This is a genomic window from Dactylosporangium sp. NPDC000521 (genome assembly GCF_042898305.1).
GTDB lineage: Bacteria > Actinomycetota > Actinomycetes > Mycobacteriales > Micromonosporaceae > Dactylosporangium.
In genome coordinates this window covers 238,070-259,493 of the sequence record NZ_JBIAYW010000011.1, presented here as the reverse complement: position 1 = coordinate 259,493, position 21,424 = coordinate 238,070, and the positions used below count along the sequence as shown (strand labels likewise).

The window sequence follows — 21,424 nt, the reverse complement described above, 5'->3', positions numbered from 1 at the left end:
AGCCGCAATTAGTGCGTAGACATTGGATGCACACGCATCTAGTGTCCGTCCCGTGACTACGACCCTCACGGCCCCAGGCACGACCACCGCGCCGGAGCCCCACGCGACGATGACCCCGCGGCTCTGGGGGATCCTCGCGGTGCTCTGCGCCGTGCTGTTCCTCGACGCTCTCGACGTGTCGATGGTGGGCGTCGCGCTGCCGTCCATCGGCACCGAGCTCGACCTGTCGACCACCTCGCTGCAATGGATCGTCAACGGGTACGTCCTCGGGTACGGCGGCCTGCTCCTCCTCGGCGGGCGGACCGCCGACCTGCTCGGCCGGCGTCGCGTGTTCCTCGCCGCTCTCGGTGTCTTCGCGGCCGCGTCCCTCGTCGGTGGCCTCGTCGACGACGGCACGCTGCTCATCGCCACCCGCTTCGTGAAGGGCCTCGCCGCCGCGTTCACCGCGCCGACCGCCCTGTCGATCCTCACCACCACGTTCCGCGAGGGGCCGGCCCGCAACCGCGCGCTGTCGGTCTTCTCGGTCTTCGGCGCCAGCGGGTACAGCTCCGGGCTGATCCTCGGCGGGCTGCTGACCAGCTTCGGCTGGCGGTGGACGTTCCTCATCCCGGTGCCGCTCGCCATCGCCGCGCTGGTCGCGGGCCACGTCCTCATTCCCAGGGATGAGCCGGCCTCCGACGGCGGGCACGACCTTGCAGGCGCGGCCACCCTCGTCGGCGGCATGCTCCTGGCGGTCTACACCGTCGTCTCCGCCCCCGACCGCGGCTGGCTCGACCCGGTGACGGTCGCCTCCGCCGCCGTCGCCGTGGCGCTGCTGGCCGGGTTCGTGCTCATCGAGCGGCGCGTCGCGCACCCGCTCATCCGCCTCGGCATCCTGCGGGTCGGCTCGATCGTGCGCGCCAACGTGAGCATGGTGGCGCTCTTCGGGTCCTACCTGAGCTTCCAGTTCATGATGACGCTGTACCTGCAGAGCGTCCTGCACTGGTCGCCGCTGCGGATGGCGCTCGCACTGCTGCCCGCGGGCCTGCTGGTCGCGTTCGGCTCGCCCTTCGTCGGCCGGCTCATCGACCGCTACGGCACCGCGCGCCTCATCGTCGCCTCGATGCTGTCGATGAGCCTGGGCTACGCCTGGTTCCTGCTCACCGCCGGCGGCACACCGCACTACCTGGTCGCGATCCTGCCGGCGATGCTGCTGCTGGGCGGCGGTTTCGCGTTCGGCTTCAGCTCCATCATGGCCCAGGCGACCGACGGCATCGCCGACGAGGAGCAGGGGCTCGCCTCCGGACTGGTACAGAGTTCCGGCCAGGTCGGTGCGGCCCTCATCCTTGCGGCGGTCACCGCCCTCGTCGCGACCGGCGGCGACGCGGGCGCGGGCGACTTCACCCAGTTCCATCCCGGCGTCAACCTCGTCACCGGCGTCGCGCTCGCCGGCCTCGCCCTGAGCCTGGTGCCGGTGCTCACCGGGCGCCGCGGCCGGCACGCGTGATGCGACACTTCCCGCTGTGACGAAGGCATACGGCATCGGCCCGGTCGGCGGCGAGTTCATCCGGGCCGATGCCGGCTGGCCGCCGTCGCTCGCGGCGACGTGCGGTCATGTGGCGGGCTCGGCGGCGTACGAGCTCGACGGCGCGGCGCTCGCCGCGGTCATCGACGGTTCGGACCCTGACGACGTCGCCGCACTGCGCTGGCTGGAAGGCGACCGCGTGCTCGCCGTCCTCATCGACGACCTCGCCGCCGTGCCGGCTGCCCCGGCGGAGCAGGCGGCAGGGGAGGCGATGCCGGCTGACCTCGCGGACCAGGACGGGCGGGGCGACCAGGGCGGGCGGGGCGACCAGGACGGGCGAGGCGGCCAGGACGGGCGAGGCGGCCAGGACGGGCGAGGCGGCCAGGACGGGCGGGGCGGCCAGGACGGGCGGGGCGACCAGGGCGGGCGGGGCGGCGTAGACCCTGACGTGGCGCGGCTGGCCGCGCACCTGCTCGCGGGGCGGGTGGAGAACGCCGACGGCACGACGACCCTGTGGCGGCCTGTCGGTCCGGAGGAGCTGCGGCTCGTCGAGGCGGCGGACTGGCGGCGCTGGCCGGCGCGGCTGGCCGATCAGCCGATCTTCTACCCGGTCCTCAACGAGGAGTACGCCGCGCAGATCGCCAGGGAGTGGAACGTGCCGGCGTCCGGGGTCGGGCACGTGACGCGGTTCCGGGTCGAGACGGTGTTCGCCAGGCGGTACATCAGCCGGCGCGCGGGCGGCGGGACCATTCTCGAGCTGTGGATCCCCGCCGAGGACGTCGACGCCCTCAACGAGCACCTCGTCGGCGTGATCGAGGTCATCGGCACCTACACCGGCTGACGCTGCAAACCGCTTGCACGCGGATCGACGAAGGTGTGGTCTTGAGGCGTGGACGCCCAGCAGGTGCTAGCCCTGTTCGACGAGAAGATCCGCCAGGAGCCGGGGGCCGACACCGGCTCCGTCGTGGAGCGTGAGCCCGGCATCGTGCGGGTCGTCTCCTCCAGCGACGGCTGGCACGGCATCTCCTGGTGCGACCTCGACGGCCTCGACGCCGACGCGGTCATCGCCGCGCAGATCGAGCGGTTCGGCCGGCTCGGCCAGCCGTGGGAGTGGAAGCACTACTCCCACGACCGCCCCGCCGACCTGCCCGGACGGCTCCTCGCCGCGGGGTTCGAGCCCGGCCCCGTCGAGGGTCTGCTCTTCGCCGAGGTCGACGGCCTTCCCCTCGAGGTGACGCTGCCCGCCGGCACGCGGCTGGAGCCCGTCACCGACGCCGCCGGGGTCGACCTGGTCGTCGCGGTCCATGACGAGGTGTTCGGCGGTGACCACTCGAGCATCGGCAAGGACCTCACCGCACGCCTCGCTGACCGTCCCGGCTCGATCGCCGCCGCCGTGGTCATGGCCGGTGACCGGCCCATCTGCGCAGGTCGGGTCGAGTTTCACGCCGGCACCGGCTTCGCCAGCCTGTGGGGCGGCGGCACCGTCGCCGACTGGCGCGGGCGTGGCGTCTTCCGGGCGCTCGTCGCCCACCGCGCCGCCCTCGCCGCCGCGGCCGGCTACCGGTACCTGCAGGTGGACGCGTCCGCCGACAGCCGCCCGATCCTCCGCCGGCTCGGCTTCCAGCAACTCGCCACCACCACGCCGTTCGTCCGTAACCCCTGAGAACGAGCCCTTGAGAACGAGCCCCTGAGAACGACTCGGGACGACATCGGATAGATCAGCGGCGATTGACCCGTCAGGCTCGACGCATGGAACCTGCCGCCGCTCGCCGGCCCGCGCGGATCGTGTTCGGTGTGCCGGGGGTGCTGTTCGCGCCGGCGGCCCGCTCGTTCGGCCGCAGGCACCTGGTGCGCCCTGGCTGGATCGCCTTCGGCCTGCTGGCCGGCGCCGCGCTGTTCGGCCGGGGCTCCACCATCGGATGACCCGCCCACCGAGATGATGCACATCGATGTCGAAGGGTGGGGCGGCGGGGACGAGCGAAGAGGCCGCGGCCAAGGGACCGGACCGCCTGGACGTGACGCGAAGCGTCGAGACGTGGGTCAGGCCGCTGGTCGTACAGCGGCGACAATCGCAAGCAGATCGGCCTGCGTGATCGGGGACGGAGGGCTGCCCTGGCGGGCCTCGTGCATGGCCTTGTCGAGCTGGGCGCGGCGCAGGACCTCCTTGAAGTCCGCGCCGGTCAGGCCGGTCGACGCGGCGGCCAGGGCCGGCACGTCCAGGTCGTCGGCGAAGAGGCGGAAGCCGCCGACCTCGTGCCGGGCGATGAGGCGGCGCAGCAGCTTCGCGAGGATGTCCTCGCGGGCGGCGGGGCCGGGTGGGGGCACGGCGAGCTTCAGGTCGAAGCGGCCCGAGCGGACCAGGGAGGCGTCGACGCGGTCGGGGAAGTTGGTGGTGGCCACGACGATGACGTTGGGGTTGTGCTCGATGAGGGTGTTCATCTCCTGCTTGAAGATGCCGGCCACCGCGTTGATCATCTGGCCGGCGGCGTCGAAGGCGGCGCCGGTGTAGCTGATGATCGAGTCGAACTCGTCGAAGAGCAGGACGGTCGGGTGGTCCAGGCGGCGGGCGTCGGCGAAGATCCGCTGGATGTTCTTCTCGGAGTTGCCGACCCACTTGTCGAGGATCTCCGGGGTGCGGATCTCGCGCAGCTCGCCGTCGATCTCGTTGGCCAGGGCGCGGGCGAGCATCGTCTTGCCGGTGCCGGGCGGGCCGTAGAGCAGGATGCCCTGCGGCCTGGTCGCGCCCCAGCGGGCCATGACCTCGGGGTGGCGGAAGGACACGGCCACGTCGCGGAACTGCGCCACGACCTCGTCGAGCCCGCCGACGTCGTCGAGGCGCACCGCTTCGGAGTCGGTCAGCGCGGCCTGCAGCGCGGGGCTCACGGTCACCGGACCGGTGGCGCCGGTCAGCTCCATCACGGCGAACACCAGCGACGCCAGGTCGGCCGAGCGCAGCACCAGGTCGGGGCCCTCCTCGACGACGGTGACGGTCGGGTCGGGCACCGTCGTGGGGCGCTCCCTGGCGGTGCGGGCCAGGCCGACCGCGATGACCGCCCCGAGCACCGCGCCGGGCAGGCCGAGCAGCCGGAAGAGAGCCCCGCCCGCGGCGCCGCCGACGAACGCGCGGGCGATGCCGGCCAGGTCCACCGATCCGCGGGACCAGCGGGCCGTGTACCCGTCGGGGCCGGCGGTCAGGGCGACGCCGCGGTCCGGCAGGTCGTGCCCGATCGGGCCGTCGGTGATCAGGTGCGCGTCGATGATGCGCAGCGACCGGCCCGACACCTCGACGAGCTCGATCTCCGGCCGCAACTGCATCCTTCGAGTCTGCCACGCAGCCGGACAAGCGGCACTGCGACGGAGAAGGCGTGGCCCGGACGGACAAAAAGGGGATACTGGACAGGCCTAGACATGAAACATCTCCGGAGTATGGTGCCGGGGATAGGGAGAGGGGGGCCATGCTCGCCCACTTCAACGATCTGCCGCCCGCCGCGGCGCAGGAGACCCTGCTGGCCTGCTGCGCGTCCCCCGGCTGGGCCGCAAGGGTGGCCGGCCACCGCCCGTATCCGACCTCCGCCGACCTGGTTGTCACCGGCGTCGCCGAGTTCGACGAGCTGAGCTGGCAGGAGGTCGCGGACGTCCTCGCCACCCACCCGCGCATCGGCGAGCGCCCCAAGGACGACAGCGAGGAAGCCGCCTGGTCACGCCGCGAGCAGTCCGGGGTCCAGGGATCCGCCGCCGAGCTCGCCGAGGCCAACCGGGCCTACGAGGAGCGCTTCGGTCACCTGTTCCTGATCTTCGCCAGCGGCAAGAGTGCTCCGGAGATCCTCGCCGAGGCCCGCGGCCGGCTCGGCAACGACGAGGAGACCGAACGCCAGGTCGTCCGAGGCGAGCTGCGCAAGATTGTGGAGCTGCGCCTGGAACGGCTCGTGGCATGAGCTTCTCGACCCACGTGCTGGACACCTCCAGAGGGCTTCCGGTGGCCGGTGTACCGGTACGCCTCGAAACTCCTTCGGGCGCGCACGACGGAGTGACCGACACGGACGGCCGGTGGCGGCTGGACGCACCGCTCGAAGCGGGCCGGCACCGGCTCGTCCTGCGGACGGAGTTCGCCTCCGGCTTCTTCCCCGAGGTCACGATCGTCTTCACCGTCGCCGACGAGCGGCACCACCACGTGCCGCTGCTGCTGAGCCCATACGGGTACTCGACCTACCGGGGGAGCTGATCCGTGCCGACCTTCGCCCTCGGACCCAACCAGTACGGCAAGGCGGAGACCCGCATCGTCCGCGTCACCCGCGGGCCCGGCGGCGACCAGCTCATGGACCTCAACGTCAGCGTCTCCCTGCGCGGCGACCTCGCCGCCAGCCACCTGACCGGCGACAACAGCGCCGTGCTGCCGACCGACACGCAGAAGAACACCGTCTACGCGTTCGCCCGCCAGCACGGCATCGACGACATCGAATCATTCGCGACGCGGCTCGCCCGGCACTTCGTCGACACGCAGCCGAGCATCCACGGCGCCCGGGTCCACGTCGAGCAGTACCCGTGGCGGCCCGTCGACGGCCGGCACACGTTCCGCCGCGACGGCGGCGAGGTGCGCACCGCCACCGTTCACCACAGCGCGGAGCACACCCAGATCGTCTCCGGCGTCCGCGACCTGGTGCTGCTCAAGACGACCGACTCCGAGTTCCACGGCTTCGTCAAGGACGCCTGGACCACCCTGCCCGAGACCCGCGACCGGATCCTCGCCACCAGCGTGAACGCCACCTGGCGGCACACCGGCTCGGCGGACGACGGCGCGGCCCGGGCCGCCCTGGTCGAGGCGTTCGCCGCCACCCACAGCCTGGCGCTGCAGCAGACGCTGTTCGCGATGGGTTCGTCGGTACTGGCGGCGTGCCCGGACGTCGTGGAGGTGAAGCTGTCGCTGCCCAACCGGCACCACTTCCTGGTCGACCTGTCCCCGTTCGGGCTCGACAACCCCGACGAGGTGTACTACGCCGCCGACCGGCCGTACGGGCTGATCGAAGGGATCGTCAAGCGCGACGACGATGTCGCCGAGGAGGTCACGTGGAGTTTCTGAGACCGTCCACCTGGGACGAGGCCCTGGCCGCGAAGGCCGAACACCCCGGCGCGGTGCCGATCGCCGGCGGCACCGACGTCATGGTCGAGCTCAACTTCGACCGCCGCCGGCCGCCCGCGCTGCTCGACCTGACCCGGGTCGCGGCGCTCACCGACTGGACCACCGACGGCGACCGGCTGCGGATCGGCGCCGGCGTCACGTACCGGCGCATCATCGACGAGCTCGGCCCGCGCCTGCCAGGACTGGCCATGGCGGCCAGGACGGTCGGCTCACCCCAGATCCGCAACCGCGGCACCGTCGGCGGCAACCTCGGCTCCGCCTCACCCGCCGGCGACGCGCACCCGCCGCTGCTCGCGACCGGCGCCGAGGTCGAGGTCGCCTCCGTCCGCGGCGCCCGCACCGTCGCCGCCGCCGACTTCTTCCACGGCCCCAAACGCAGCGCCCTGGCCCCCGACGAGCTGATCGCCGCGTTCCTCGTGCCGGCCGCGAAGGGCCCGCAGCAGTTCGCGAAGGTCGGCACCCGCAACGCGATGGTCATCGCGGTCTGCTCGTTCGCCCTCGCGCTCGACCCGTCCCGTCGCAGCGTCGGCACGGGCATCGGCTCCGCCGGGCCGACCCCGCTGCGCGCCACGGACGCCGAGTCCCTGTCCGCCGAACTGCCCTGGGAGGACCGCGCGCCGCTGCCGGAGTCGCTCGCACAGCGGTTCGGTGAGCTCGTCGGCGCCGCCGCCCGGCCGATCGACGACGTGCGCGGCAGCGCGGCGTACCGGCGGCACGCGCTGGCCGTCCTCGGCCGCCGCACCCTGCGCTGGGCCTGGGAGGAGCACCGATGCGCGTGAACCTGACCGTCAACGGCGAGGACCGCCAGGCCGACGACGTCTGGCCGGGGGAGAGCCTGCTGTACGTGCTGCGCGAACGCCTCGGCCTGCCGGGCGCGAAGAACGCCTGCGAGCAGGGCGAATGCGGCTCATGCACCGTCTACCTCGACGGGACCCCGGTCTGCGCCTGCCTCGTCGCCGCCGGCCAGGCCGAGCACCGCGACGTACGCACCGTCGAAGGGCTGCCGGACGCGGACGGTCTCGACCCGGTCCAGCGGGCGTTCCTCACCGCCGGCGCGGTCCAGTGTGGATTCTGTACCCCCGGCCTCGTCGTCGCCGTCCACGACCTGCTCGCCCGCAACCCGGCACCCAGCGACCCCGACATCCGCGAGGCGCTCGCCGGGAACCTGTGCCGCTGCACCGGCTACGAGAACATCGTCGCCGCGGTGAAGCTGGCGGCCGGCGCATGATCGTGATCGAACACTGCGCGGTGTCCACGGTGGACGCCGCCGGCACCGAGTACGCCGACGGCCACATCGCCGTCGAGGGCGACCGGATCGTCGCCGTGGGGCCCGGCCCGTACGAGGGCGCGCCGGACGCGACCCGGTTCGACGGCACCGGCTGCCTCGCCACGCCCGGGCTCGTCAACACCCACCACCACCTGTACCAGTCGGCGACCCGCGGCTACGCCCAGCAGGAGATCCTGTTCGGCTGGCTCAAGGAGCTGTACCCGGTGTGGGCCCGCATCGACGCCGGGACCGTGCACGCCGCCGCCACCGCCGGCCTCACCCAGCTGGCCCTGTCCGGCTGCACCACCAGCACCGACCACCACTACGTGTTCCCCCGCGACGGCGGTGACGTCCTCGCCGCGGAGATCGAGGCGGCCGCGGCCGTCGGCCTGCGCTTCCACCCGTGCCGCGGGTCGATGGACCTGTCCGTCAAGGACGGCGGCCTGCCACCGGACAGCGTCGTGGAGGACACCGACGCGGCCCTCGCCGCGACCAAGGACGCGATCGACCGCTTCCACGACCCGTCGCCCGGCGCGATGGTGCGGATCGCGGTCGCGCCCTGCAGCCCGTTCTCCGTCTCGCCGCGGCTCATGCGCGAGGCCGCGGACCTGGCCCGCTCCGAAGGGGTCCGGCTGCACACGCACCTCGCCGAGACCGTGGAGGAGGAGGCGTACTGCCGGGAGGTCCACGGCTGCACGCCCGCCGACTACGCCGAGTCGCTCGGCTGGCTCGGCGACGACGTGTGGCTGGCCCACGCCGTGCACCTCGATCCCGGCGCGATCGCGAAGCTCGGCGCCACCGGCACCGGTGTCGCGCACTGCCCGAGCTCCAACGGGCGGCTCGGCGCCGGCATCGCCCCCGTCCGCGACCTGCTCGACGCGCGGGTGCCGGTCGGTCTCGGCGTCGACGGCGCCGCGTCGCAGGAGGCCGGGCAGCTCGGCCCGGAGCTGCGCCAGGCCCTGTACCTGGCCCGCCTGCGGGGCGGGCCGGCCGCGCTCACCGCCCGGGAGTCCCTGGCGCTGGGCACGATCGGCGGCGCCCGCTGCCTCGGCCGCGCCGACGAGCTCGGCTCCCTGGAGGCCGGCAAGCTCGCCGACGTCGCCCTGTGGCGCCTCGACGGCCTCGGCCACGCCGGCATCGACGACCCGGTCGCCGCGCTCGTGCTCGGCCCGCCGGCGCCGCTGCGCCTGCTGCTCGTCGGCGGTCGCGCCGTCGTCCAGGACGGCGCGATGTCCACGGTGGACGAGCCGGCGGTCGCGGCCGCGCTGGCCCGGGCGGCCCGCAGCCTCCGGGAGGCACGATGACCACACCTTCCGCGGCTGGCCCACTGCGGGGGGCCGGCCTGCGACCGCGCACCGGCCGTCCGTTCGCGGGCGCTCGGATGCTCCGGGAGGCGCGATGACGACCTCGGCGCTGGGCACGCAGCAGGGCATCGGCACCTCGCCGCAGCGGCCCGACGGCACCCTGAAGGTGACCGGCGAGTTCGCGTTCTCCTCCGACCTGTGGGCCGACCGCATGCTGTGGGGTGCCACGCTCCGCAGCCCCCACCCACGCGCCAGGATCGTCCGCGTCGACATCACGGGCGCCGTCGCCACCACCGGCGTCCACGCGGTCCTCACCGCCGCCGACGTGCCGGGCGCCAAGCGGTACGGCCTCGAACACCGCGACCAGCCCGTCCTCGCCATCGACCAGGTCCGTTACGCGGGCGAGCCGGTCGCGATCGTCGCCGCCGACCATCCCGAGACCGCCCGCCGCGCGTGCGCCGCGATCGTCGTGGAGTACGAGCCGCTCCCGCCGATCGTCGACGCGGTGCTCGCGATGCGGGACGACTCGGAGACGGTGCACGACCGCGGCAACCTGCTGCGGCACGTGCCGATCCGCAAGGGCTCGCAGGACGCCACCGCGCCGGTCGTCGTCACCGGCGAGTACGAGGTCGGCATGCAGGACCAGGCGTTCCTCGGCCCCGAGTCGGGTCTCGCGATCCCCGCCGAGGACGGCGGCGTCGACCTCTTCATCGCCACCCAGTGGCTGCACGGCGACCTCGACCAGGTCGCCGACTGCCTGGGCCTACCGGCGGGGAAGGTCAGGCTCAGCCTCGCCGGCGTCGGCGGCGCGTTCGGCGGGCGTGAGGACGTCAGCATGCAGGTCCACGCGTGCATGCTCGCGCTGCACACCGGCCGCCCCGTGAAGATGGTCTACTCGCGCGAGGAGTCCTTCCACGGTCACGTCCACCGGCATCCGGCGCGCATGTGGTACGAGCACGGCGCCGACACCGACGGCAGGCTCGTCTACGTGAAGGCGCGCATCGTGCTCGACGGCGGCGCGTACGCCTCCACGTCCAGCGCCGTCGTCGCGAACGCGACCACGTTGGGCATCGGACCGTACACAGTGGACAACGTGCTCGTCGACGGCTACGCCGTCTACACGAACAACCCGCCGTGCGGCGCCATGCGCGGGTTCGGCGCCGTGCAGGCGTGCTTCGCCTACGAGTCCCAGATGGACAAGCTCGCCGCCGCGCTCGGCATGGACCCCGTCGACGTCAGGGCCCGCAACGCCATCGCGCCCGGCGACACCATGCCGACCGGCCAGGTGGTGCGTGGCCCAGCGCCCGTCGCCGACCTCCTCGACCGGGTCCGTGCCGCGCCGCCGCCCCCGGCCCGCGGCGGCGACCTGCGGGAGCTGCCCGGCGGCGTCGCCAACACCACCCACGGCGAGGGCGTGCGCCGCGGCGTCGGGTTCGGCGTCGGCATCAAGAACGTCGGCTTCTCCGAAGGCTTCGACGACTACTCCACCGCCCGCGTCCGGCTCGAGGTCGTCGGCGGGGAGCCGGCCGCCGTCGTGCACACCGCCGCCGCCGAGGTCGGCCAGGGGCTCGTCACCGTCCAGGCCCAGATCGTGCGCACCGAGCTCGGCATCGACCAGGTCACCGTCGCCACCGCCGACACCACCATCGGCAGCGCCGGCTCCAGCTCGGCGTCGCGGCAGACCTACGTCACCGGCGGCGCCGTCAAGGCCGCCTGCGACGCCGTCCGCCGGGAGCTCGGCCGCCGCATCGGCAGGGACGACTTCGTGCTGCAGGGCGGCAAGCTCGTCACCGCGTCCGGGTCACCGATCGCGGACCTCACCGACGTGCTCGGCGACCTGCCCGTCGAGGAGACGGTCGAGTGGCGGCACCGGCCGACCGTCCCCCTCGACCCGGTGACCGGACAGGGCGACGCGCACGTGCAGTACGCGTTCGCCGCGCACCGCGCGACCGTCGACGTCGACGTCGAGCTCGGCCTCGTGCGGGTCGTCGAGATCGTCACCGCGCAGGACGTCGGCCGGGCCCTGCACCCGCAGTCGGTGCGCGGCCAGATCGCCGGCGGCACCGCGCAGGGCCTCGGCCTCGCCGTGATGGAGGAGATCCAGGTCGCCGGCGGACTCATCCGCAACCCGTCGTTCACCGACTACCTGATCCCCACCATCCTCGACGTCCCGCCGATGCGCATCGACGTGCTCGAGCTCGGCGACCCCGACGCCCCCTACGGCCTGCGCGGCGTCGGCGAGCCGCCGACGATCTCGTCCACCCCGGCGATCGTCGCCGCGATCCGCGCCGCGACCGGCCTCGCGCTCAACCGGGTCCCCGTCCGTCCCGAACATCTCACGGGGACCTGAGCATGGGACTCACCGACCTCGATCTCGAGGAGCTGCGCGCGAGCGCCGAGCACGCCGGCGACGCCCCGCCGCCCGCGCCGGTCGCCCGCCGCCCCGTGCACACCTGCTACGTGCCCGCCGACCGGTTCGGCGCCAGCACGGCCCGCGACTGGGGAGCGCTCGCGCTGGCCGCCCTGGAGGAGCACGGGCCGCCGGACTTCTCAGAGTCCATTGTGGACATGGTACGGACGAAGCTCGCCCACGAGCCGGTCGAAGACCTGCGCGTCGACTTCGAGGACGGCTACGGCGTGCGCCCCGGCGACGAGGAGGACGCCCACGCCCTGGCCGCGGGCGCGGCCCTGCGCTCCTGCCCGGTGCCGTTCAGCGGGCTGCGGGTCAAGAGCCTCGAGCCGGCGACCGTGCTGCGCGCCGCCCGCACCCTGGACCTGTTCCTGTCCGCGCTCGGCCCGCCGCCGCCGGAGTTCGTCGTCACCGTCCCGAAACCCACGTCGGTCGCGAACGTCGACACCGCGGTCCTGCTGTGCCGCCAGCTGGAGCACGCGCACGGGCTGGGGGAGGGGCGGCTGCGCTTCGAGCTGCAGGTCGAGACCCCGCAGGCGGTCCTCGGCCCGGACGGCACGTCGCCGCTGCCGCGGATGATCCTCGCCGCGCACGGGCGGCTCACCGGGCTGCACTACGGCACGTACGACTACAGCACCGCCCTCGGTGTGGCGCCCGCGCAGCAGGCCCTCGACCACCCGGTCGCCGACCACGCGAAGGCGGTCATGCAGGTGGCGGCGGCCGCGGCCGGCGTGCACGTCGCCGACGGCTCCACCAACATCCTCCCCGTCGGCGACACCGCCGCCGTGCACGCCGCCTGGCGGGTGCACGCCCGTCTGGTGCGCCGCAGCCTCGAACGCGGCATCCACCAGGGCTGGGACCTGCACCCGGCGCAGCTGCCGACCCGCTACGCGGCCACCTTCGGCTTCTACCTCGACGGCCTGCCCGAGGCCCGCCGGCGCCTCGACGCCTACCTGTCCCGCCGGGACAGCGGCATCCTCGACGAGCCCGCCACGGCCCGGGCCATCGCCCGCTTCATGCTCCGCGGTGTCCACTGCGGAGCCCTGTCGGCACCGTCCGTGGGGCGGACCATCGAGGAGTTGACGGCCCTGTGACCTTCACGCTGCGCTCGCGGCAGGTGTACCTCCCGGACGGCCCCCGCCCGGCGACCGTCACCGTCCAGGAAGGACGGATCGCCGCCATCGGCACCGTGGACGCCGCGTGCGACGAGGACCTCGGCGACCTCGTCCTCCTGCCGGGCCTCGTCGACACCCACGTGCACGTCAACGAGCCCGGCCGCACCGAATGGGAAGGGTTCGCCACCGCCACCCGGGCCGCGGCCGCCGGCGGCGTCACGACCATCATCGACATGCCTCTCAACTCGCTGCCCCCGACGACGACCGTCGCCGCGCTGCGCGAGAAGCAGGCCGCCGCGACCGGCAAGTGCTGGGTCGACGTCGGCTTCTGGGGCGGCGCGATCCCCGGCAACGCCGGCGAGCTGCCCGCGCTGCACGACGCCGGGGTCTTCGGCTTCAAGAGCTTCCTCGCCGACTCGGGCGTCCCCGAGTTCCCGCCCCTGGACCGCGACGGCCTCGCCGCCGCGTTCGCGAGCGTCGACGCGCTCTTCGTCGTGCACGCGGAGGACCCCGGGCACCTGCGCGACACCCTCGCGTCCCGCGCCTACACCGACTTCCTCGCCTCCCGCCCACCGGCGGCCGAGGTCGCCGCCGTCGGCACGGCCCTGTCCGCCGCGGCGGCCGCCGGCGTGCGGGTGCACGTCCTGCACCTGTCGGCCGCCGACGCACTGCCGCTGCTGCGCGAGGCCGCGGCCGGCGGGGTCCGTGTCACCGCCGAGACCTGCCCGCACTACCTCACCCTCGCCGCGCACGCCGTCCCCGACGGTGCCACCGAGTTCAAGTGCTGCCCACCGATCCGCGACTCGGTGAACCAGGACGGACTGTGGGCGGGCCTCGCGGACGGGACCATCGCGGTCGTCGTGTCCGACCACTCACCCAGTACACCGGACCTCAAACGCAAGGAGAGCGGTGACTTCGCGGCCGCCTGGGGCGGGATCGCGTCGCTGCAGGTCGGCCTCAGCGTCGTCTGGACCGAGGCGCAGGACCGCGGCTTCACGCTCGCCGACGTGGTGCGCTGGATGGCACTGGGCCCGGCCGACCTCGTGGGCCTGACCCGCAAGGGGCGCATCGCGGTGGGCGCCGACGCGGACCTGGTCGCCTTCGCCCCCGACGAGCCGTTCGTCGTCGACGCGACCGCCCTGCACCACCGGCACCCCGTGACGCCCTACGCCGGCGCCGCGCTGCACGGGGTCGTCCACAGGACCTGGCTGCGCGGCGTGCCGGTCGGCGACGCTCCACACGGGACGATCCTTCGGCGGGAGTCATGACAGCTGCTTCTCCATCGTCGCCTTCTCCGTCCTCACCTTCTCCTTCCTCGGTATCGCCTTCCTCGGCGTCGTCCTTTCTGGAGCTGCCGGATCTGGCGTCGAGGCTCCTCGGCGGCGGCGTGGTCGACGCCAACGACGAGTTCTTCGCCGCCCGCGACAACCTCGTCAACCCGGAGCCGTCCACGTTCGAGACGTGGACGTTCGGCCCCAAAGGGAAGGTCTACGACGGCTGGGAGACCCGCCGGCGCCGCACCCTGGGTCCGGACCTGCACGACTGGGCCGTGGTGCGCCTCGGTGCCCCCGGCGCGGTGCACGGCGTCGTCGTCGACACCGCCCACTTCACCGGCAACTACCCGCCGCACGTCTCGGTCGAGGGCTGCGACGTCCCCGGGCATCCCGCGCCGGCCGCGCTGACCGGCTGGTTCCCCCTCGTCGGGCGATCCGCCGTGCGGGGCGACACGCGCAACCTCTTCGAGGTCACCGACCACCGCCGGGTCACCCACGTGCGGCTCAACATCTTCCCCGACGGCGGCGTCGCCCGGCTCCGCGTGCACGGCGTCGTCGACCCCGACCCGGCGCTGCTGCACGGCATGACCGTCGACCTCGCGGCACTCGAGCTCGGCGGCCTCGTCGTCGACTGCAGCAACCGCTTCTACGGCTCCGCCAACAACCTCATCCTGCCGGGCCACGCGCGCGTCATGGGGGACGGCTGGGAGACGGCCCGCCGCCGCGACGACGGCAACGACTGGGTCCTCATCCGCCTGGCCGCCTGCGGCACCATCCGACTGGCCGAGCTCGACACCACCCACTTCAAGGGCAACGCCCCCGCCGCCGCGACGCTCCGCGGCACCCTGGACCCCTCGTCGGACTCGGCCTGGTTCGACCTGCTGCCCCGCGTCGACCTGCAACCCGACACCAGGCACCGGTTCCGCCTCGACAGCACCACCCCCGCCACCCACGTCCGCCTCGACGTCTTCCCCGACGGCGGCATGGCCCGCCTCCGCCTCTTCGGCGAGACCCTCTGACGCCGATGGTTGCATCTGGTACCCACGGGTAAGGTTCACCTGATTTCCGGGCAGCGCTTGACTTCCGGGCAGCGCTTGACTTCCGGGCAGGGCCTGGCTTCCGGGCAGCGGACGCGACAGGGGGACGGGTGACGGCTACCGCGATCGACTCCGGGCTGTTCCGCAGCGTCCTGCGCCGCCACGCGGCCGCGGTCGTCGTCGTCACCGCGCCGGGCTCCCCGCCGACGGGCTTCACGGCCACGTCCTTCACGTCGGTCTCGCTGGACCCGCCGCTGGTCTCCTTCTGCGTCGCCAAGGCCGCCTCGGCGTGGCCGACGGTCCGCGGCGCCGGCCTGGTCGGCGTGCACGTCCTCACCGCCGGGCAGGAGCCTGTGGCCCGCACGTTCGCCGCCGGGGGCATCGACCGCTACGCGACGTACACCACGGCCGGCGGCACCTGGACCTCAGGCCCCGACGGCGTCCCCCTTCTGGACGGCGTGCTGGCCGTCCTCATCTGCGAGGTCGTCAACCACTTCGAGGCCGGCGACCACGTGATCGTCGTGGCCTCCCCGGTCCACGCCGCCCACCACGCCGACGCCACCGCAACCCCCCTCGTCTACCACGACGGCACCTACACAGCCCTCGACCGCTGACACCTCCGCCTCGCGCAGCCTCGCCCCGTCTCGCCCCGTCTCGCCTCGCCCCGTCTCGCCCCGTCTCGTCTCGTCCCGTCTCGTCTCGCCTCGCCCCGTCTCGCCCCGTCTCGCCCCGTCCCGTCTGGTCTCGCCCCGCCCCGCTTCACGCCTGCCGCTGTCCTGCTCAGGCTGCCGTGCTGCTCCGGTTGCTGTGTCCACCCTCGGCCTCATGGTCGGCCTTCTGGCTCCTCGCCGCCTGCCCCGACCCCGTGACCCCGTCGTTTGGCCTCGGTCGTTCGGCCTCCGTCCTCTGGCCTGCATCCTTTGGCCTCGTCGTTTGGCCTCCGTCGTTCGGCTCCCGCCCCTTGCCCCCGCCGCTTGACCTCGGCCGCTTGACCTCGGTCGGTTGACCTCGGCGGGTTGACCTCGGCCGGTTGAGCTCGGCGGGTTGACCTCGGCCGGTTGAGCTTCGCTGTTGGGCCTCCGGCGTCGCCCGGGGCGTTGACTCAGGCCTCGTGGCCCTGACCGCTGGTCACGGGGCGGGCCAGACCTCGGTGGCGACGCGGCGGAAGTTGCCGCCCAGGATCGCGGTCACGGCATCTGCCGGGTAGCCCCTCGCCTCCAGGGCCGCCTCGACCTGGAGCAGGCCCTCCGGCGGCATGAGCTCGATCGGGCCCCACCGCGTGTAGCTCTCCGGGAACAGGTCCGGGTTGGTCGTCAGCTCCTGGACGAGGTCCTCGTGATCGAACGCGAAGTCACTTGCGACGCCGACGTGCTCGGGTCCTACCAGCTCCACGGCGTAGTCGATGTGCCGGACGAGCGCTTCGACGGAGGCGTCGTTCGGGCCGAGGAAGATCCCGACGCCGGTGATGCCGATGACCCCGCCGGTCGCGGCGCAGGCCCTGGCCTGCTCGTCGGTCACGTTGCGGGGGTGGTCCCACACGGCGCGCATGGACGAGTGGCTGTACACCATCGGCCGCTGCGTCACCTCCGCCAGGTCGAGGCCGGTCCGGATGCTGCAGTGCGAACCGTCCACGACCATGCCGACGGCGTTCATCTCCCGGACGAGGTCGCGGCCGTACGCGGTCAGCCCTTCGTCCACCTCGTCGAGACAGCCCGACCCGGCCGCGTTGCGCAGGTTGTACGTCGGCAGCATGGTCCGCACGCCCAGCTCGAAGAACTCCCGGACGCGCCCGAGGTCCCCTTCGAGCGGCCCCGAGTCCTCCAGGTCGAACGCGACCGCGATCCCACCGTCCCGGTGCACCCGGTCGATGTCGGCGACCGACTCGCCGAGCACCATGTCCTCCTCGAGTGCCACCCCGGCCCGGAACGCTGCAAGGAACGTGCGGACCTCGTCGGCACTGTGCGGTGCGTACCCGACGTTGACCGACGCGAACGTCCCGCCCGGCGTCCGATAGCGCTGCAGGTCACTGACCCGCGCCCGCACCGACAGCGGCAGGCAGGTGTGCTGTTCCCACAGCAGCCGATCAACCGTCATGCGGGCACGCTACCTGCGCGGCTGGTCGTCGGCGAGGGGGCATCGTTACGCTCGCCGGGTGAAGCGTGCCCTGGTGGTCGGAAACAGTGACGGCATCGGACTTGCGCTGACGCAGCGCCTCGTCGCCGAGGGATGGAGCGTCACCGGCGTGTCACGCAGCCCGCGGGACGGTGTCGTGCAGCACGTCGTGGACGTCACCTCGGACGAGTTCCCCGAGGTGCTTGCCGGGATCGGCCCGGTGGACCTGTGCGTGTACGCGGCCGGCATCGGCGAGATGTTCGACCCCGCCGACCTCGCGGGGCAGACGAGGGCGCTCCAGGTGAACCTGATCGGGGCGGCCCGGACCGTCGAGGCGGTCGTGCCGGACATGCTCGCGGCCGGGCGCGGTCATGTGATCGGGCTGTCGAGCCTCGCTGACGTGCTCATCTCCGCCGACGCGCCGGGCTACGCCGCCTCGAAGGCCGGTCTGACCTCCTACCTGCTCGGGCTGTCGGCGGCGCTGCGCCCACGTGGCGTGGCGGTCACCGCGGTCAGGTTCGGGTTCGTCGACACGAAGATGGCCAAGGGCGCCGCCAAGCCGATGCTGGTCAGTGTCGACCGTGCGGTGGACGTGCTCATGCAAGCCGTTCGCACCCGCCGGCCCGTGGTGTCCTACCCGAGGAGGATGTCCGTCGCCGCCCGGGCACTGCGGATTGTCACGCGGAGCACCCTCAAGCGATGAGCGTGCCGTGCGGCGGCGCGGGAGCGGACGGGCGGTGGGTGGTCGCTGGACCTGGGGCAGAACGGTGCATGGCGGCGCAGCGCGGGCGCGGACGGGCGAGGCGTGGACGGCGGGGTGTGAACGGGAGAGGCGTCGACGGCGGGGTGTGGACGGGCGAGGCCTGGACGGGCGAGGCCTGGACGGGAGGGGCGTGGTCGGGGCGTCGGCGGGCGTGCGGGGCGCCGTCAGGAGGTGCGGGTTCGGGTCGTTGAGCGCCGCCTCGTGGTAGGCACGGACGGTGCGCGATCGGGGCGCCGGGCGGGTGTGTGTGGGGTGTCGTCGGGAGGTGCGGGCTCGGGTCGTTGAGCGACGCCTCGTGGTGGATGGCGTCTTCGCGGCGGCGGCGCAGGACGTACACCTGCCGCAGGACGAACTGGTGCCACGCGGGGCTTCACGGCGCCAGGCCGGACGCGGCCCGGCCGGGCCCGTGCGGACCCGGCCGGCGGTGGTCGTGCCAGGGCTTCGCCGGTGGCGGTCATGCCAGGGCTTCGACCAGCTCCTTGCAGAAGGCCGGCAGGTCATCGGGGTTGCGGCTGCTGATCAGCGGGCCGTCCACGACGACCTCCTCGTCGACCCACGTGGCGCCGGCGTTGCGGAAGTCGGTCTGCAACGAGGGCCACGACGTCACGCGGCGGCCGCTGACGCCGCCGGCCTCGATGAGGACCCAGCCACCGTGGCAGATCACGGCGATGGGCTTGCCCGCGGCGACGAACTCCTTCACGAGATCGACGGCGGGCCGCTGCCAGCGCAACAGATCACCGTTGGCGACGCCGCCGGGTAGGACGAGGGCGGCGTAGTCGTCGGCGCGGGCGTCGGCCGCGGTCACGTCGACGTCGAACGCGTCTGCCTTGTCCAGGTGGTGGTATGCCTGCACCCGGCCAGCCTCGGGCGAGATCAGGCGGGGCGTGTGACCAGCGTGTTCGACGGCCTTCCACGGCTCCGTGAGCTCGGCCTGCTCAATGCCCTCCTTGGCAACCAGAAACGCGACGTTCATCGTCGATGTCCTCCTTCTGTGTCACTTCACCCCGTTTCCTACCCGCTACGCGACCACCCAAGCGTGTGACGGCTCACCCGCGGCACCGGAGGCGCGGCTATCCTCGAACCCAGACGTCGAGAAGGGTCGATGGCCAAGGCGACGGTCACCCCGCCGTCACGCCCTGCCGGCAGCTCCGGGCTGCCGGAGCTCACAGCGTCGTGGTGGGAGGCGCACAGCGTGGGCCTGGCCGGCGTGCGGTTCAGCGCGATGGCGAGGCGTCTGCCGGCGGTCCTCCGCCAGGCGATCGTGATCGCCTGGCAGGCCAGCCGCCGCGACACCGTGGCCGCGCTGGCGTTCAACCTGCTCGCCGGGGTCGCGACCGCGTTCGGGCTGCTCGCGACGCGAGGGGTCCTGCAGGCGCTGTTCGCCGCGGGTCCGACCCTGGACCGGGTCCGGGCGGCGGTGCCGTCGCTGATCGTCGTCGCCGCCGCAACCTTCGTGCGGAGCGGACTGTCGATCATCGCCGGATGGGCGCAGGCGCGCCTCGAGCCGCAGGTGCTCACGACCGCGGAGCGGCGGCTGTTCGAGCTGACGACGCAGGTCAAGCTGGCCGCGTTCGACGACGCCGGGTTCTCCGACGAGATGGAACGCGCTCGCAACCGCGGGTCGCTCGCGGTGCAGTTCCTGACCCGCGGCGCGATCGACCTCACCGCCGGCCTCGCCGGGCTCGCCGCGACCGCGGTCACCCTCGCCCTGCTGCACCCCGTGCTGCTCGGCGCGCTGCTGCTGGCCAGCGTCCCGGCCGCGTGGGCGGCGGTGCGGGCGGCCCGCCTCGCGTACCTCAGCAACCACGCGCGCACCAGCCGCCGGCGCCGGCTGTGGATGCTGTCCGACCTGATGGCGAACCGGGCCACGGCCGCGGAGCTGCGCGCGTTCACGATGCGGCCGTTCCTCCTGCGCGAGTACGACATCATGGCCGGCGCGGAGACGAACACGGAGCTGGAGGTCGTCCGGCGCCAGACGATGACCCGGCTCGTCGGCGGCGTGTTCTCCGGTGTCGCGACGTTCGGGGTGTACGTGGCGCTCGGCGTGCTCCTCGTCGACCACCGGCTGCCGCTCGCCGCGGCCGGCACCGCGGTGCTCGCGCTGCAGGCGGCCCGCAACGCGCTCGCGCTCGCCGTCACCAACGTCAACCGCGTCTACGAGGAAGGGCTGTACTTCAACGACTACACCGACTTCCTGGCCCGCGCCGGCGAGCGGATGCCGGCCGTGACCCGGGAGGCGACGGTGCGGGCGCCGGCGACCATCACGGTCCGCGACGCCACCCTGCACTACGCGGAGACCGACGCGCCCGCGGTACTCGAAGCGAACCTGACCGTCCACCGGGGACAGACGATCGCGCTCGTCGGGGAGAACGGCTCCGGCAAGACCAGTCTCGCGCGGCTCATCGCCGGGCTGTACCACCCCGACAGCGGCACCGTGTCGTGGGACGGCACGCCACTGTCCACCGTGGATCCCGAGGACGTGTGGCGACACGTGGCGATGGTCAGCCAGGAGTACTGGCACTGGCCGTTCACCGCGGAACGCAACATCCTGCTCGGCACGCACGACGAGCCGCGCGACGGGCTGATCGAGGCCGCCGCGCGCAAGGCCGGCGCCCACGACATGATCGCCGGGCTGCCGGCCGGCTACGGCACGCTGCTGTCGCGCAACTTCGCCGGCGGGCAGGACCTGTCCGGCGGCCAGTGGCAGCGCCTCGCCGCCGCGCGGGCGTTCTACCGCGGCGCTGGACGCGAGGGCCGAGCACGCGCTGTTCGCGGCGCTGCGGGCTGGCGCCCGACCGGATCACGGTGCTCATCACGCACCGCCTCGCCAACGTCCGCCACGCCGACCACATCTACGTCCTGCACGAGGGCCGCGTCGTCGAGCACGGCGGCCACCTCGACCTGCTTGCCGCCGGCGGCACGTACGCGGAGCTGTTCGCATTGCAGGCGACGGGGTACACGGCCGATTGATACCGTCGCGGCGTGATCGAGGTGCATGCCCGCAGGGCCACCGCGGCCGACGCCGGCGAGCTCGTCCGGCTGCGGATGGTGATGTTCGAGACGATGGACGGTGTGGCACTCGAGGCGGGGGACTGGACCGAGCAGGCCGCAAGCGTGTTGCGGCGGCGGCTGCCGGGGGACGACGCGCGGACCGCGGCGTTCGTGGTCGACCGGCCCGGCGAACCGGGACGGCTGGCGGCGTGCGCGGTCGGCGTCATCGACGAGCGGCTCAGCTCCCCGTCGAACCCGACCGGCCTGAGCGGCTACGTCTTCAACGTCTCCACCGACCACGGCTACCGGCGGCGCGGGTTCTCCCGGGCGTGCGTGGCGGCCCTGCTCGGCTGGTTCCGGGACAACGGCGTCGCCCGGGCGCAGCTGCACGCCTCCGCGGAGGGCTACGACCTCTACCGCCGGTTCGGCTTCCGCGACACGGACCACCCGTCGATGGTGATCGCCCTCTGACCGGGCGGCCGGTGCGGAATGCTCCGGTCAGGCGGCGGG

General features: G+C 73.4%; 20 protein-coding genes and 1 pseudogene. 18 read left to right on the top strand and 3 right to left on the bottom strand.

The features are described 5' to 3' along the window. Nucleotides 1-52: 52 nt before the first annotated feature. The 4 genes from ACFY3L_RS33590 (at nucleotide 53) to ACFY3L_RS33575 (ending at nucleotide 3,427) form a co-directional block, all read left to right on the top strand. A complete protein-coding gene (locus tag ACFY3L_RS33590) occupies nucleotides 53-1,486 on the top strand; it encodes an MFS transporter (protein ID WP_389333256.1) in 1,434 nt (477 codons plus the stop codon). A gap of 502 nt (nucleotides 1,487-1,988) precedes the next feature. Further along, nucleotides 1,989-2,345, top strand: coding sequence for a hypothetical protein (locus tag ACFY3L_RS33585; protein ID WP_389333525.1), 357 nt, complete (start codon nucleotides 1,989-1,991; stop codon nucleotides 2,343-2,345). Nucleotides 2,346-2,393: 48 nt separating this feature from the next. Beyond that, nucleotides 2,394-3,167 (top strand): GNAT family N-acetyltransferase, encoded by a 774-nt coding sequence (locus ACFY3L_RS33580; protein WP_389333253.1) that lies wholly within the window; start codon nucleotides 2,394-2,396, stop codon nucleotides 3,165-3,167. A gap of 86 nt (nucleotides 3,168-3,253) precedes the next feature. Continuing rightward, entirely contained in the window at nucleotides 3,254-3,427 is a 174-nt protein-coding gene (locus tag ACFY3L_RS33575; protein WP_389333250.1) for a hypothetical protein, read from the top strand. A gap of 117 nt (nucleotides 3,428-3,544) precedes the next feature. Here ACFY3L_RS33575 and ACFY3L_RS33570 read toward each other — a convergent pair whose 3' ends face one another. Continuing rightward, on the bottom strand, nucleotides 3,545-4,819 hold the full coding sequence (locus tag ACFY3L_RS33570; RefSeq protein ID WP_389333247.1) for an AAA family ATPase: 1,275 nt from the start codon (nucleotides 4,817-4,819) through the stop codon (nucleotides 3,545-3,547). Nucleotides 4,820-4,959: 140 nt separating this feature from the next. Between ACFY3L_RS33570 and uraD the strand changes: the two genes are divergently transcribed. From uraD to ACFY3L_RS33515, 11 genes are all read left to right on the top strand, one after another. After that, nucleotides 4,960-5,439: a 2-oxo-4-hydroxy-4-carboxy-5-ureidoimidazoline decarboxylase gene (uraD, locus tag ACFY3L_RS33565; protein ID WP_389333244.1), complete on the top strand. Its 480-nt coding sequence runs from the start codon at nucleotides 4,960-4,962 to the stop codon at nucleotides 5,437-5,439. Further along, nucleotides 5,436-5,726 (top strand): hydroxyisourate hydrolase, encoded by a 291-nt coding sequence (locus ACFY3L_RS33560; RefSeq protein ID WP_389333241.1) that lies wholly within the window; start codon nucleotides 5,436-5,438, stop codon nucleotides 5,724-5,726. The genes uraD and ACFY3L_RS33560 overlap by 4 nt, the downstream gene beginning before the upstream one ends. A gap of 3 nt (nucleotides 5,727-5,729) precedes the next feature. Next, nucleotides 5,730-6,581, top strand: coding sequence for a factor-independent urate hydroxylase (pucL, locus tag ACFY3L_RS33555; protein WP_389333238.1), 852 nt, complete (start codon nucleotides 5,730-5,732; stop codon nucleotides 6,579-6,581). After that, nucleotides 6,569-7,420 (top strand): FAD binding domain-containing protein, encoded by an 852-nt coding sequence (locus ACFY3L_RS33550; RefSeq protein WP_389333235.1) that lies wholly within the window; start codon nucleotides 6,569-6,571, stop codon nucleotides 7,418-7,420. The genes pucL and ACFY3L_RS33550 overlap by 13 nt, the downstream gene beginning before the upstream one ends. Beyond that, entirely contained in the window at nucleotides 7,411-7,869 is a 459-nt protein-coding gene (locus tag ACFY3L_RS33545) for a (2Fe-2S)-binding protein (protein WP_389333232.1), read from the top strand. The genes ACFY3L_RS33550 and ACFY3L_RS33545 overlap by 10 nt, the downstream gene beginning before the upstream one ends. Next, on the top strand, nucleotides 7,866-9,212 hold the full coding sequence (locus ACFY3L_RS33540) for an 8-oxoguanine deaminase (protein WP_389333229.1): 1,347 nt from the start codon (nucleotides 7,866-7,868) through the stop codon (nucleotides 9,210-9,212). Before ACFY3L_RS33545 ends, ACFY3L_RS33540 begins: the two co-directional genes overlap by 4 nt. Before the next feature lie 94 nt (nucleotides 9,213-9,306). After that, nucleotides 9,307-11,562 carry a xanthine dehydrogenase subunit D gene (gene pucD, locus ACFY3L_RS33535; RefSeq protein WP_389333226.1) on the top strand — a complete coding sequence of 752 codons (2,256 nt, stop codon included), beginning with the start codon at nucleotides 9,307-9,309 and terminating at the stop codon, nucleotides 11,560-11,562. A gap of 2 nt (nucleotides 11,563-11,564) precedes the next feature. Further along, nucleotides 11,565-12,716 (top strand): DUF6986 family protein, encoded by a 1,152-nt coding sequence (locus tag ACFY3L_RS33530; RefSeq protein WP_389333223.1) that lies wholly within the window; start codon nucleotides 11,565-11,567, stop codon nucleotides 12,714-12,716. After that, nucleotides 12,713-14,005 carry an allantoinase AllB gene (gene allB, locus ACFY3L_RS33525; protein WP_389333220.1) on the top strand — a complete coding sequence of 431 codons (1,293 nt, stop codon included), beginning with the start codon at nucleotides 12,713-12,715 and terminating at the stop codon, nucleotides 14,003-14,005. Before ACFY3L_RS33530 ends, allB begins: the two co-directional genes overlap by 4 nt. A gap of 77 nt (nucleotides 14,006-14,082) precedes the next feature. Further along, on the top strand, nucleotides 14,083-15,030 hold the full coding sequence (alc, locus tag ACFY3L_RS33520; protein ID WP_389333522.1) for an allantoicase: 948 nt from the start codon (nucleotides 14,083-14,085) through the stop codon (nucleotides 15,028-15,030). Between the two features lie 128 nt (nucleotides 15,031-15,158). Then, nucleotides 15,159-15,662, top strand: a complete 504-nt coding sequence (locus ACFY3L_RS33515) for a flavin reductase family protein (RefSeq protein WP_389333217.1) — start codon at nucleotides 15,159-15,161, stop codon at nucleotides 15,660-15,662. 514 nt (nucleotides 15,663-16,176) lie between these two features. Here ACFY3L_RS33515 and ACFY3L_RS33510 read toward each other — a convergent pair. Then, nucleotides 16,177-17,142 (bottom strand): dipeptidase, encoded by a 966-nt coding sequence (locus ACFY3L_RS33510; RefSeq protein ID WP_389333214.1) that lies wholly within the window; start codon nucleotides 17,140-17,142, stop codon nucleotides 16,177-16,179. 58 nt (nucleotides 17,143-17,200) lie between these two features. Here ACFY3L_RS33510 and ACFY3L_RS33505 point away from each other — a divergent pair, with 58 nt between their 5' ends. Further along, nucleotides 17,201-17,863 (top strand): SDR family NAD(P)-dependent oxidoreductase, encoded by a 663-nt coding sequence (locus tag ACFY3L_RS33505; RefSeq protein ID WP_389333211.1) that lies wholly within the window; start codon nucleotides 17,201-17,203, stop codon nucleotides 17,861-17,863. A 514-nt stretch (nucleotides 17,864-18,377) separates the two neighbouring features. Here ACFY3L_RS33505 and ACFY3L_RS33500 read toward each other — a convergent pair. Next, entirely contained in the window at nucleotides 18,378-18,896 is a 519-nt protein-coding gene (locus ACFY3L_RS33500; protein WP_389333208.1) for a type 1 glutamine amidotransferase domain-containing protein, read from the bottom strand. Nucleotides 18,897-19,145: 249 nt separating this feature from the next. Here ACFY3L_RS33500 and ACFY3L_RS33495 point away from each other — a divergent pair. Both ACFY3L_RS33495 and ACFY3L_RS33490 read left to right on the top strand, forming a co-directional pair. Beyond that, a pseudogene (locus ACFY3L_RS33495) lies at nucleotides 19,146-20,893 on the top strand (ABC transporter ATP-binding protein). Nucleotides 20,894-20,905: 12 nt separating this feature from the next. After that, nucleotides 20,906-21,385, top strand: a complete 480-nt coding sequence (locus ACFY3L_RS33490) for a GNAT family N-acetyltransferase (RefSeq protein WP_389333205.1) — start codon at nucleotides 20,906-20,908, stop codon at nucleotides 21,383-21,385. The last annotated feature ends 39 nt before the right edge of the window (nucleotides 21,386-21,424 follow it).